Origin of the sequence: Citrobacter sp. wls619 (genome assembly GCF_005281345.1) — a bacterium.
Lineage (GTDB): Bacteria > Pseudomonadota > Gammaproteobacteria > Enterobacterales > Enterobacteriaceae > Citrobacter.
Genome location: NZ_SZXJ01000098.1, coordinates 149,114 through 162,369, shown reverse-complemented (window position 1 = coordinate 162,369; position 13,256 = coordinate 149,114). Strand labels below are relative to the sequence as shown.

The window sequence follows — 13,256 nt, the reverse complement described above, 5'->3', positions numbered from 1 at the left end:
GGTCACCATCCGGCGTACACAGCAGATTACTGCTGCTGGGAAGACTGGATCGCGGTCAGAGCGATGGTGTAGACGATATCGTCTACCAGCGCGCCACGAGACAGGTCGTTCACCGGCTTACGCATACCCTGCAGCATCGGCCCGATGGAGATCAGGTCAGCAGAACGTTGTACCGCTTTGTAGGTGGTGTTACCGGTGTTCAGATCCGGGAAGATGAACACGGTAGCGCGACCTGCAACCGGAGAGTTCGGCGCTTTGGATTTTGCTACATCAGCCATAACAGCCGCATCGTACTGCAGCGGACCGTCGATCATCAGGTCAGGACGTTTTTCCTGCGCCAGACGCGTAGCTTCACGTACTTTCTCTACGTCGCTACCTGCACCAGAGGTACCGGTGGAGTAGGAGAGCATTGCAACGCGTGGTTCGATGCCGAAGGCAATCGCGGAATCAGCGGACTGAATCGCGATTTCTGCCAGCTGTTCTGCGGTCGGATCTGGGTTGATCGCGCAGTCGCCGTAAACATAAACCTGATCCGGCAGCAGCATGAAGAACACAGAAGACACCAGAGAGCTACCCGGCGCAGTTTTAATCAGCTGCAGCGGTGGGCGAATGGTGTTTGCCGTGGTGTGAACTGCACCGGAAACCAGACCGTCAACATCGTCTTGTTCCAGCATCAGAGTACCGAGAACCACGTTGTCTTCCAGCTGTTCGCGGGCAACGGTTTCGGTCATACCTTTGTTTTTACGCAGTTCGACCAGGCGAGCAACATAGCTTTCGCGAACCACATCCGGGTCAACGATTTCTACGCCAGCACCCAGCTCAACGCCCTGAGACGCGGCAACACGGGTGATCTCATCCGGGTTACCCAGCAGTACGCAGGTTGCGATACCGCGTTCAGCACAGATAGCCGCTGCTTTAACGGTACGCGGTTCGTCACCTTCTGGCAGAACAACACGTTTACCGGCTTTACGCGCCAGTTCAGTCAGCTGATAGCGGAACGCTGGCGGAGACAGACGACGGCTGCGCTCAGAGGTCGCGGTCAGAGATTCAATCCAGTCAGCGTTGATGTAGTTTGCAACGTATTCCTGAACTTTCTCGATGCGCTCGTGATCGTCAACCGGCACTTCCAGGTTGAAGCTCTGCAGGCTCAGAGAGGTCTGCCAGGTGTTGGTGTTCACCATGAATACCGGCAGGCCAGTTTCGAATGCACGTTCGCACAGTTTGTTGATGCGCGCGTCCATTTCGTAGCCGCCGGTCAGCAGCAGGGCGCCGATTTCTACGCCGTTCATTGCCGCCAGGCATGCTGCAACCAGCACGTCAGGACGATCGGCGGAAGTTACCAGCAGGGAACCTGCGCGGAAGTGTTCCAGCATGTGCGGGATGCTGCGTGCGCAGAACGTTACAGACTTCACGCGGCGGGTATTGATATCGCCTTCGTTAACGATAGTAGCGTTCAGGTGACGCGCCATATCGATAGCACGAGTAGCGATCAGATCGAAGCTCCACGGCACTGCGCCCAGTACTGGCAGCGGGCTGGATTCTTGCAGTTTAGCCGGATCAACTTTGATCACTTTCGCTTTGGAAGAGTCGTCGAAAATCTCGGACAGATCCGGGCGGGTACGGCCCTGCTCATCAACCGGTGCGTTCAGTTTGTTAACGATAACGCCGGTGATATTGGTATTTTTCGCGCCGCCGAAGCTGCTGCGAGTCAGTTCAATACGCTCGTTCAGCTGTTCCGGAGTATCGGTGCCCTGAGACATGACGAAGACGATTTCCGCGTTCAGCGTTTTCGCGATTTCGTAGTTCAGAGACTGGGCGAACTGATGTTTACGGGTTGGGACCAGGCCTTCAACCAGCACAACTTCAGCATCTTTGGTGTTCGCGTGATAGTTCGCGATAATCTCTTCCATCAGCACATCTTTTTGATTGCTGGACAGCAGAGATTCAACGTGGCTCATCTTCAGCGGCTCAGCGGCTGGCAGAGAAGAGTTAGCACGCACGATGCTGGTGGTCTGGTCTGGCGCATCGCCACCGGCACGAGGTTGAGCGATTGGCTTAAAGACGCTCAGACGAACGCCTTTGCGTTCCATAGCACGGATCACGCCAAGGCTGACGCTGGTCAGGCCGACGCTGGTTCCGGTAGGGATCAGCATAATAATACGGGACACGGTTTATCCTCTTTCGTTACCGCCAATTTAGGCGGGTTACAAAACGGCACCACCAGCTTCCCGTCATACTTCAAGTTGCATGTGCGTTGGCTTCCTCGCTCACCCCAGTCACGTACTAATGTACGCTCCTGGGGATTTGCTGCGTCGCCGCCTTCCTGCAACTCGAATTATTTAGGGTGTAGCTGGCGGTGTTAAATCAGGCAGTCAGACGGCTCGCGTCTTGCGCGATAACCAGTTCTTCGTTGGTTGGGATAACCACCGCAGGACGGGTACCTTCTTTGTTGATGAAACCAGATTTGCCGAAACGTGCGGCCAGGTTACGTTCGTGGTCAACTTCGAAGCCCAGAACGCCCAGTTTGCCCAGAGACAGTTCACGAACCATCGCTGCGTTTTCACCAATGCCACCGGTGAAGACAACTGCATCCAGACGGCCATCCATCAGCGCGGTGTAGGAACCGATGTATTTCGCCAGACGGTGGCAGTAAACGTCCATTGCACGTTTAGCGTCTTCTTTGGTGGTGTAGTTGTCTTCAACATAACGGCAATCGCTGGTGACTTCGGTTAGACCCAGCAGGCCAGACTCTTTGGTCAGCATTTTGTTGATCTGGTCAACGCTCATGCCCAGGGTGTCATGCAGGTGGAAGATAATCGCCGGGTCGATGTCACCGGAACGCGTACCCATCACCAGACCTTCCAGCGGGGTCAGACCCATGGAGGTATCAACACATTTACCATTACGGATTGCAGAAACAGAACCGCCGTTGCCCAGGTGGCAAGTGATGATGTTCAGTTCATCAACCGGTTTGTTCAGCATTTTTGCCGCTTCCTGAGTCACGAAGAAGTGGCTGGTACCGTGCGCGCCGTAACGACGAACGCCATGCTCTTTGTACAGGCTGTACGGCAGAGCGTAGAGGTAAGATTCTTCCGGCATAGTCTGATGGAACGCGGTGTCGAACACAGCCACGTTTTTGTCTTTCAGGCTTGGGAAGGATTTCAGCGCTTCTGCGATACCGATCAGGTGAGCCGGGTTGTGCAGCGGTGCGAAAGAGGCGGAATCTTTGATGCCCTGGATAACGGAATCGTCAATAACCACGGAGCTGGTATACTTCTCGCCGCCGTGTACGATACGGTGACCAATTGCAGTCAATTGCGCGGACAATTCTGGTTTTTGTGCCAGAATAGTGTTAACGATAAAGTTCAGCGCTTCACTGTGAGCGGCGCCTGCACCTAAAGCCGCTTCTTGTTTACCGCCGTCCATTTTCCACTTGATACGTGCTTCTGGGAGATGGAAACATTCGGCTAAACCAGAGAGGTATTCTTCACCGTTTACTGCATCGATGATGGCAAATTTCAGTGAGGAGCTACCGCAGTTCAGAACCAGTACTAACTTACTCGACATGGAAGTACCTATTTATGATACGTGGCTAAAAAAACGTCAGGGAGTCATAGAGCGTAGCGCATGATGACACCGACGTTTATGATTAACATCATGCGCCAGGGTCTTTTTGGGCACGATGGAATAAATACCTTTGAGTCTATGCCATTTTGCGTATTTTTCAGCCAATGGCATACTGTATGCTAATTTGACGACTCAATGATTTTGGACTAAAGGCCTTACAGGCCGGCACAGGATACCTGAATGTGGGTATCAAAGACAAAATGTTTTGAACGATGTCCTTTGTAGTTGTTGTTTTGCACAAATTTTTTAATTTTTATATGTGAAGTTGAGGTAACCGCCATGTCGACACCGGATAATCGCTCCGTCAATTTTTTTAGCTTGTTTCGCCGGGGACAGCACTACGCAAAGACGTGGCCAATGGAAAAGCGCCTGGCGCCTGTGTTTGTTGAGAATCGCGTGATCCGCATGACGCGCTATGCGATTCGCTTTATGCCACCTATCGCCGTCTTCACGTTATGTTGGCAAATTGCGTTAGGTGGTCAGTTGGGACCGGCTGTGGCAACGGCGCTGTTTGCGCTAAGCCTGCCAATGCAGGGCATGTGGTGGTTGGGTAAACGTTCCGTTACGCCACTGCCGCCTTCGATTCTCAACTGGTTCTACGAAGTTCGGGGAAAATTACAAGAAGCCGGACAGGCGTTATCGCCGGTTGAAGGGAAGCCGGATTACCAGGCGCTGGCTGACACGCTTAAGCGCGCCTTCAAACAACTGGATAAAACTTTCCTCGATGATTTGTAATTGACCCCTGATTACGCATATAAAAGAAGGCACAAGTTGCCTTCTTTTTTTTCATCGCAGTAGTAGTGATACAGGAGTCCCAAATGGAAATGACCAACGCTCAACGTCTTATTTTGTCGAACCAGTACAAAATGATGACCATGCTCGATCCGACCAACGCCGAGCGTTATCGTCGTTTGCAGACGATTATTGAACGCGGTTACGGCTTGCAGATGCGCGAGCTGGATCGTGAGTTTGGTGAACTGACGGAAGAAACCTGTCGTACGATTATCGATATTATGGAGATGTATCACGCATTACATGTGTCCTGGACTAATCTTAAGGATGCACAGGCTATTGATGAGCGTCGCGTGACCTTCCTCGGTTTTGATGCCGCAACGGAAGCCCGTTTCCTCGGGTACGTTCGTTTTATGGTGAACGTGGAAGGCCGTTATACCCATTTTGATGCCGGTACACATGGCTTCAACGCTCAGACCCCAATGTGGGAAAAATATCAGCGCATGCTGAATGTCTGGCACTCCTGCCCGCGTCAGTATCACCTGAGCGCGAATGAAATTAACCAAATCATTAATGCCTGAGGGGGCGAGCGTGCAGTGCAAAGGCTTTTTGTTTGATCTGGATGGGACGCTGGTCGATTCCTTACCCGCAGTAGAACGTGCGTGGTGTAACTGGGCCGATCGTTTTGGTCTCAATCATGACGAGGTGCTCGGTTTTATTCACGGCAAGCAGGCAATTACCTCCTTGCGGCACTTTATGCCTGGCAAGTCTGACGCGGAGATCGCGGCGGAATTCACCCGTCTGGAGCATATTGAAGCGACTGAAACGGATGGAATCACCGCGCTACCAGGGGCGATTGAGTTACTCCATCACTTGAATAAAGCGGGTATTCCTTGGGCGATTGTGACCTCGGGGTCCATGCCCGTTGCGCGGGCACGCCATCGTGTTGCTGGTCTTCCCGCGCCTGAAGTGTTTGTCACTGCTGAGCGGGTAAAAAGGGGCAAACCCGAGCCCGATGCATATCTGTTAGGCGCTCAACTGCTAGGTCTGGCACCGCAGGAGTGTACCGTGGTTGAAGATGCGCCCGCTGGGGTTCTCTCTGGCCTGGCTGCCGGATGTCATGTGATCGCGGTCAACGCGCCGTCAGACACGCCGCGTCTGGATGAGGTCGACTTTTCGTTGACCAGTCTGGAACAGATTTCCGTGACCAAGCAACCCAACGGAAATGTGGTCGTGGTAAGAAATACCTGATCGTGATTTAGCCCCAGACTGTTGGGGCTTTTTTATGGCAAACTCAATCCATCCCTCTCATTTAACAAGGATATGTTGTGAACGGTGAATTGATATGGGTTCTCTCATTGTTGGCGATTGCCGTCGTTTTGTTTGCTACTGGCAGAGTGCGTATGGATGCCGTTGCTCTGTTGGTCATCATTGCCTTTGTTCTGAGTGGAACACTGAGCATCTCAGAGGCTTTTTCGGGTTTCAGCGATCCGAACGTTATTTTGATTGCGGCCTTATTTATCATTGGTGACGGCCTGGTGCGTACCGGGGTGGCTACCGTGATGGGGGCCTGGCTGGTGAAGGTGGCCGGCAGTAGTGAAGTCAAAATGCTGGTTTTGCTGATGATCACCGTCGCCGGGCTCGGTGCCTTTATGAGTTCCACCGGCGTAGTCGCGATTTTTATTCCTGTTGTTTTAAGCGTATCTATGCGCATGCAAACCTCTCCCTCACGCCTGATGATGCCGCTTAGCTTCGCGGGGCTTATCAGCGGCATGATGACGCTGGTGGCGACACCACCGAACCTGGTCGTCAACAGTGAGTTACTGCGAGAAGGACTTAACGGCTTCAGTTTTTTCAGCGTGACTCCGTTGGGGCTGGTTGTTCTGGTGCTCGGCATTATTTACATGCTGCTGATGCGTTTTATGCTCAAGGGTGAGGACTCCGGGCAGCAGGGGGATGGCTGGAAACGCCGCACCTTTCGCGATCTTATCAAAGAGTATCGTCTGACGGGGCGCGCCCGCCGCCTGGCTATTCGTCCCGGCTCGCCGATGATTGGCCAGCGTCTTGACGACCTGAAGCTGCGTGAGCGCTACGGGGCGAACGTGATTGGTGTTGAGCGCTGGCGTCGCTTTCGGCGCGTGATTGTGGACGTTAATGGGGTTTCTGAGTTCCGTGCCCGCGACGTTTTGCTCATTGATATGTCCGCCGCTGATGTCGATCTGCGCGAATTCTGCAGCGAACAATTGCTGGAGCCGATGGTGTTGCGCGGCGAGTATTTTTCCGAACAGGCGCTCGATGTGGGGATGGCTGAGATTTCGTTGATCCCGGAATCAGAATTAATCGGTAAAACGGTACGGGAAATCGCGTTTCGTACGCGTTACGGCCTGAACGTCGTCGGGGTGAAGCGTGATGGTACAGCGATGGACGGTGCGGTAGTGGATGAACCGTTGCTGATGGGGGATATTATTCTGGTCGTGGGTAACTGGAAACTTATCACCGCGCTTGGGAAAAAGGGCCGCGACTTTGTGGTGTTAAACATGCCGGTCGAAGTCAGTGAAGCGTCTCCGGCACACAGCCAGGCACCGCACGCGATTTTCTGTCTGGTGCTGATGGTCGCGTTAATGCTCACCGATGAAATCCCTAATACGGTTGCTGCGATTATCGCCTGTCTGCTGATGGGGAAATTCCGATGTATTGATGCAGAGAGCGCCTATAAGGCGATCCACTGGCCAAGCATTATCTTGATCGTCGGGATGATGCCCTTCGCGCTGGCTTTACAAAAAACCGGCGGTGTCGATCTGGTGGTAAAAGGACTCATGGACGTCGGTGGGGGCTATGGCCCGTATATGATGCTGGGTTGTCTGTTTGTCCTGTGTGCGACCATTGGCTTATTTATCTCGAATACCGCAACAGCGGTGCTGATGGCGCCGATTGCGCTGGCGGCGGCGAAGTCGATGGGCGTTTCGCCGTATCCTTTTGCGATGGTCATTGCGATGGCGGCATCTGCAGCCTTTATGACGCCAGTCTCATCACCCGTCAACACGCTGGTATTGGGGCCGGGTAACTATAGCTTTAGTGACTTCGTGAAAATTGGTGTGCCATTTACGGTGATCGTGATGGCGGTGTGTGTGGTGATGATCCCGATGCTGTTCCCGTTTTGATTTTTATTATGCGCCGGATGGCGGCTGCCGCCTTATCCGGCCTACATAACGTCGCCACAAACTTACAGCGGTGAATCCTGACTGATTTCATCCAGCGACAGATGGAAGCTTGGGACAAAGACCGCTAAAAAATAGTCCATCTCTTCACTACGCCGTGACTCCAGCGTTTTTTCCAGCCGTGTTTTCGCCAGCAGAAACTCGTTGTTACCGGCCGAAAGCTCTTCCAGACATTTCAGATAGGCGCACAGGGCATCGGCCTGCTTCACAATCGATCTCTCTTCATCGCTGCTGGCGTGCTCATCAATTAATGGCGCAAAGATATCGCGTAATTCATCCGGAACCATATCGACCAGCTTCTGCTGGGCAATTTTCTCAATGGCTTTATATTCCTGAGCAATTTGTGAGTTGAAGTATTTTACCGGGGTAGGGAGGTCGCCGGTCAGTACTTCGGAAGCGTCGTGGTACATCGCCAGTAGCGCGATGCGCTCTGCGTTAACCTGACCACCAAATTTCCGGTTCTTAATCGCGGCCAGCGCATGGGCGACCATGGCGACCTGCAGGCTATGTTCGGAGACGTTTTCGGTGCGTACGTTACGCATCAGCGGCCAGCGGTTGATGAGCTTCAGACGGGATAAGTGGGCAAAAAAGTGGCTCTGCTTCATAACGACCCTTACTCTGTGACTTCAGTAACGGTATTTTGCGCAGAGAGTACTACCGGATGCAAACCCGGTAGCACTTTGCATGATTACAGCTGGTGATAACCGGACAGGAAACGCTCAAACTTGCTCAGCGACATTTCAATATCATCAATACGCGGTAGCGTGACGATACGGAAGTGATCCGGCCACGGCCAGTTGAATGCGGTGCCCTGGACCAGCAGGACTTTTTCCTGTAGCAGGAAATCGAGTACCATTTTCTGGTCATCATGAATATTGAAGCGTTTGGCATCAATTTTCGGGAACATATACAGCGCGCCGCGCGGTTTCACACAGGAAACGCCCGGAATATCATTCAGTAATTCCCAGGCCCGGTTGCGCTGTTCATACAAACGTCCGCCTGGCATGATAAATTCGCTGATGCTTTGGTATCCACCCAGCGCGGTTTGAATGGCGTGTTGCGCCGGGACGTTGGCACACAGGCGCATGGAGGCCAGCATTTCAAGACCTTCAATATACCCTTTGGCATGTTTCTTCGGTCCGTTCAGTACCATCCAGCCCTGGCGGAATCCCGCGACACGGTAAGTTTTTGACAGGCCGTTGAAGGTAATCGTCAGCAGATCCGGGGCCATTGCCGCAATTGAGTGATGCTCGGCATCATCATAGAGAATTTTGTCATAAATCTCGTCAGCAAAGATAATGAGGTTGTTCTGGCGAGCAATCTCAACAATCTCCATCAGCAGCTCTTTGGAGTAGACAGCACCGGTAGGGTTGTTTGGGTTGATGATGACGATCCCTCGCGTGCGCGGGGTGATTTTTGCCCGAATATCATCAAGGTCCGGGAACCAGTCTGACGATTCATCACACAGGTAGTGCACGGCATTACCGCCAGAGAGCGATACTGCCGCTGTCCACAGCGGGTAATCAGGTGCAGGAACCAGCATTTCGTCCCCACTGTTCAGCAACGCCTGCATCGCCTGAACGATTAATTCAGAAACGCCGTTACCGATATAAATGTCCTCCACGGTAACATCGCGCATCCCGCGGGCCTGGTAATGCTGCATGATCGCTTTGCGGGCTGAATAAAGACCTTTTGAATCGCAATACCCTTGTGCGGTAGGCAAGTTGCGTATCACATCGACCAGAATTTCATCTGGTGCTTCAAACCCGAATGGCGCAGGGTTGCCGATATTGAGTTTCAGAACTTTATTGCCTTCTTCTTCCAGGCGCTTTGCTTCCTTCAGAACCGGGCCACGAATGTCATAACAGACATTTTCTAATTTGCTGGATTTTTCAATGGGGGACATGAATCTTGACCTTTTTAGCTGTGAATGCCACTCCCTGCCGTGGAAGTCAGCACAGAACAATGTACTCCCCCGACGGTGAGTTTTGAAGGGTCTTTAGTAGAAGATTTCGAAAGTTGCGAGGTTATAATTAACTGGTAATAACTAAATAATGAATTTAATATAGAATTATAATCTTGATATTTTGTATTTTATGGTTATATATTTCGCGATGGCGACTTGGATGTGGTGATTTGTTTGGCTGAAAATAGTGGGGTGTGCAAAGCGGTGCGCGGTCGGCAGTCTCTGCGGTATTGCGCGATTCGAAAATACTGAGGTTTGAGCCTGACAAACTGTTATCGGCCTGATCTGACAACGGCGCGGTGTGAATCTATTGTTAAGTATAATTAATGAATGGTGGCATTCTTAATTAATTATTATTTAATATTTAAACAGGATTTATTGAACGCGTTAATAATACGAAAACCACTAGTCTGAGTTAACACCTTTTTGCTTCGATTAATTCGCGATAACACTTATAAATATAGTGGTTTTAGGTTAAGATAAGTCCCATGAAATGGTACGCAACTTGTGTTTTGCGATAATTCTAATGTTAGTTGAGAGTTTCTAACATACTGAAAAGTTAGTTTTTAATGTGTAAATTAGTGTTCGTTAACTATTTTTTAAATTTACAAAGTTTACATGTTTTCCATTAGTCAGAATCATCCAATAGCTAAAAAGTGACTCTTTCTCGTTGCTATATTCCGATGAGTACCACGGGTATTAAATAGCGCTGAAGAGGAATTGTTTCGTTTGTTAAAGCAAATACATCCTTATTTTCACCCGGTTACACTTGGTGAAACGGCGAGGGAGGTCCATTACAAATGGAGTTGTTTGTTTCTGAATGCACAGCATTAACCCGGTATGACCCGCGAGTAAGTGAAAAATTATGATAAATGCAAATCGTCCGATAATTAACCTCGACCTCGATCTGCTGAGAACCTTCGTTGCTGTTGCCGATCTGAATACCTTCGCGGCTGCGGCAGCTGCGGTATGTCGCACTCAGTCTGCGGTGAGTCAGCAAATGCAACGCCTCGAACAACTAGTGGGGAAAGAGTTGTTCGCGCGCCATGGACGTAACAAACTACTGACCGAGCATGGGATTCAGCTGTTGGGTTACGCCAGAAAAATATTGCGTTTTAATGATGAGGCATGCTCATCATTGATGTTTAACAATCTTCAGGGAGTGTTAACTATTGGCGCTTCTGATGAGTCAGCGGATACCATCCTTCCTTTTCTGCTGAACCGGATAAGTTCGGTTTATCCGAAGCTTGCGCTGGATGTCAGAGTGAAACGTAACGCCTACATGGTGGATATGCTGAAGTCACAAGACGTTGATCTGGTGGTGACAACCAACCGGCCAGGCGATTTTGAGTGTCTGAATCTGCGTACCTCACCGACGCACTGGTATTGTGCGGCCGAGTATATTTTACAAAAAGGTGAACCGGTGCCGCTGGTGCTGCTGGACGATCCGAGTCCGTTTCGCGATATGGTGCTGGCAACGCTGAACGCTGCGCAGATCCCGTGGCGTCTGGCCTATGTTGCTTCAACATTAGCGGCTGTGCGTGCGGCGGTGAAGGCGGGGTTGGGCGTGACTGCCCGTCCAGTAGAAATGATGAGCCCGGATTTACGCGTACTGGGCGCGGCGGACGGATTGCCACCGTTGCCGGAAACAGAGTACTTGCTGTGCTGCGACCCTGCCTCACAAAATGAGCTGGCTCAGGTGATCTTTAAGTCGATGCAGACCTATCAAAATCCGTGGCAATACAACCAGTTTACCCCTGAAGGGGGAGATGATTCGCTGATTGTTGAGGGCGACTTCGAGTGATGTACCATAAATAATCGTTATAAAATGTAAGTGCAAAAAAGAGTCGCTGGTGATGAAAAAACATCCAGTGGCTCTTTTTTTATGCAAATAATGGTCGGAGATGCCATTTTGTATACCAAAACTTAACAAAATCAGTAGGTAAAAAAGCCACCCACAGATAGTGCAAAAAATAATCACTCGAGGCGCTATTCATTTCCATGTTAAAAAACTAGAGAAATTGTTGCTGTTTTTTATGGTGAATTAACAAAAGCGTGTCACAGATCAAGAAAATACTCCCATTTAGGGGGAGGCATCTGTGCGAATTCCTGTCAAAATAGACGTGTATTATCTTTTTTACTTCACAACGGACACGATTCAACAACATTAAAAATGACTGATGATGCGATCGGAATTAGTCTAAAGAGCACTTTATGTTAATGAAGTTGGAACAGTGTAAAATAATGTGAGGAAACTTTTGTTAAAGTTGACAAAAGGTTATAGAAAGGAGTAAAAAACCCCATCAATTGGCTGTATAAATGATTTTCTACAGTGATTGTAAGGTTTTTTTTATTCCTCCCCATGAATCGATGTGGCGTTCATCTGCCGAAAAGAGCAGAGAATTTGGCGCTACTTTTGATGAGTAAGCAATGAGTATGTCAACATCCACTGAAGTCATCGCTCATCACTGGGCATTCGCTATCTTTCTTATTGTCGCCATTGGCCTGTGCTGCCTGATGCTCGTCGGCGGTTGGTTTTTAGGTGGTCGCGCACGCGCGAGATCTAAAAACGTGCCGTTTGAATCAGGTATCGACTCGGTCGGCACCGCCCGCTTGCGCCTGTCTGCCAAGTTTTATCTGGTAGCCATGTTCTTCGTTATCTTCGACGTTGAAGCGCTGTATCTGTTCGCATGGTCAACTTCTATCCGTGAAAGCGGTTGGATTGGCTTTGTGGAAGCTGCAATTTTTATTTTTGTGTTACTGGCAGGTCTGGTTTATCTGGTGCGTATTGGCGCGCTGGACTGGACGCCCGCGCGTTCACGCCGCGAGCGTATGAACCCGGAAACGAACAGTATCGCTAATCGTCAACGCTAACCGCGAGGCATTAAGATGGATTATACGCTCACCCGCATAGATCCTAACGGTGAGAACGACCGTTACCCCCTGCAAAAACAGGAGATCGTAACCGACCCCCTGGAGCAAGAAGTTAACAAAAACGTGTTCATGGGCAAACTGCATGACATGGTTAACTGGGGCCGTAAAAACTCAATTTGGCCATACAACTTTGGCCTGTCCTGCTGCTACGTAGAGATGGTGACCTCGTTTACCGCCGTGCATGACGTGGCCCGTTTTGGTGCGGAAGTTCTGCGTGCATCACCGCGTCAGGCTGACCTGATGGTCGTAGCCGGAACCTGCTTTACCAAAATGGCCCCGGTTATTCAGCGCCTCTACGATCAGATGCTGGAACCGAAATGGGTCATTTCCATGGGCGCATGCGCCAACTCCGGCGGTATGTACGATATCTACTCGGTAGTGCAGGGCGTTGATAAATTTATTCCGGTAGATGTGTACATCCCGGGATGCCCGCCGCGTCCAGAAGCGTACATGCAGGCACTGATGCTGCTGCAAGACTCCATTGGCAAAGAACGCCGTCCGCTCTCCTGGGTGGTTGGCGATCAGGGCGTTTATCGCGCCAATATGCAGTCAGAACGCGAGCGTAAACGCGGCGAACGTATTGCTGTAACGAATCTTCGTACACCAGACGAGATTTAATTTGCGCCTGTCGGCAGCAACATTGCGCTTCGTGAACTATTAGACATACACAAAATCATTCAAGGTGTATCAAGGCGGCAACTGAGCGAATCCCCTGGCGCTTACATCAGTAAGTGACTGGGGTGAGGGAAGGCAGCCAACACCGAGACAGCTTGAAGGAT

General features: G+C 50.8%; 11 protein-coding genes. 7 read left to right on the top strand and 4 right to left on the bottom strand.

All coding sequences use genetic code 11. From position 1 onward, the window contains the following. Positions 1 to 26 precede the first annotated feature (26 nt). Together pta and ackA are read right to left on the bottom strand one after the other, a co-directional pair. Positions 27 to 2,168 carry a phosphate acetyltransferase gene (gene pta / locus FDX19_RS20595; protein WP_137384163.1) on the bottom strand — a complete coding sequence of 714 codons (2,142 nt, stop codon included), beginning with the start codon at positions 2,166 to 2,168 and terminating at the stop codon, positions 27 to 29. A gap of 196 nt (positions 2,169 to 2,364) precedes the next feature. Then, complete coding sequence (ackA, locus tag FDX19_RS20590; RefSeq protein ID WP_006683648.1) at positions 2,365 to 3,567, bottom strand: acetate kinase; 1,203 nt, start codon at positions 3,565 to 3,567, stop codon at positions 2,365 to 2,367. A 339-nt stretch (positions 3,568 to 3,906) separates the two neighbouring features. On the opposite strand from ackA, the gene yfbV reads away from it, so the two are divergent. The 4 genes from yfbV to FDX19_RS20570 all read left to right on the top strand — a co-directional run bounded on the left by yfbV (position 3,907) and on the right by FDX19_RS20570 (position 7,520). Beyond that, positions 3,907 to 4,362, top strand: a complete 456-nt coding sequence (gene yfbV, locus FDX19_RS20585) for a terminus macrodomain insulation protein YfbV (RefSeq protein ID WP_003028087.1) — start codon at positions 3,907 to 3,909, stop codon at positions 4,360 to 4,362. Positions 4,363 to 4,445: 83 nt separating this feature from the next. Further along, positions 4,446 to 4,940: a YfbU family protein gene (locus FDX19_RS20580; protein WP_003028086.1), complete on the top strand. Its 495-nt coding sequence runs from the start codon at positions 4,446 to 4,448 to the stop codon at positions 4,938 to 4,940. After that, positions 4,933 to 5,610 (top strand): sugar phosphatase, encoded by a 678-nt coding sequence (locus FDX19_RS20575; protein WP_137384271.1) that lies wholly within the window; start codon positions 4,933 to 4,935, stop codon positions 5,608 to 5,610. The genes FDX19_RS20580 and FDX19_RS20575 overlap by 8 nt, the downstream gene beginning before the upstream one ends. Positions 5,611 to 5,687: 77 nt before the next feature. Continuing rightward, entirely contained in the window at positions 5,688 to 7,520 is a 1,833-nt protein-coding gene (locus tag FDX19_RS20570; protein ID WP_137384162.1) for an SLC13 family permease, read from the top strand. Positions 7,521 to 7,582: 62 nt separating this feature from the next. On the opposite strand, the gene yfbR is transcribed toward FDX19_RS20570, so the two are convergent. Both yfbR and alaA read right to left on the bottom strand, forming a co-directional pair. Beyond that, a complete protein-coding gene (gene yfbR / locus FDX19_RS20565) occupies positions 7,583 to 8,182 on the bottom strand; it encodes a 5'-deoxynucleotidase (protein WP_137384161.1) in 600 nt (199 codons plus the stop codon). A gap of 83 nt (positions 8,183 to 8,265) precedes the next feature. After that, entirely contained in the window at positions 8,266 to 9,483 is a 1,218-nt protein-coding gene (gene alaA, locus FDX19_RS20560) for an alanine transaminase AlaA (protein WP_005129483.1), read from the bottom strand. Positions 9,484 to 10,408: 925 nt separating this feature from the next. Between alaA and lrhA the strand changes: the two genes are divergently transcribed. The 3 genes from lrhA to nuoB all read left to right on the top strand — a co-directional run bounded on the left by lrhA (position 10,409) and on the right by nuoB (position 13,095). Then, on the top strand, positions 10,409 to 11,347 hold the full coding sequence (gene lrhA / locus FDX19_RS20555) for a transcriptional regulator LrhA (RefSeq protein ID WP_005129482.1): 939 nt from the start codon (positions 10,409 to 10,411) through the stop codon (positions 11,345 to 11,347). Positions 11,348 to 11,973: 626 nt separating this feature from the next. Continuing rightward, entirely contained in the window at positions 11,974 to 12,417 is a 444-nt protein-coding gene (gene nuoA / locus FDX19_RS20550; protein WP_040230134.1) for an NADH-quinone oxidoreductase subunit NuoA, read from the top strand. A 15-nt stretch (positions 12,418 to 12,432) separates the two neighbouring features. Next, the gene (nuoB, locus tag FDX19_RS20545) at positions 12,433 to 13,095 is read left to right on the top strand and encodes an NADH-quinone oxidoreductase subunit NuoB (protein ID WP_003028075.1); all 663 of its coding nucleotides are present in this window, start codon (positions 12,433 to 12,435) and stop codon (positions 13,093 to 13,095) included. Positions 13,096 to 13,256 lie beyond the last annotated feature (161 nt).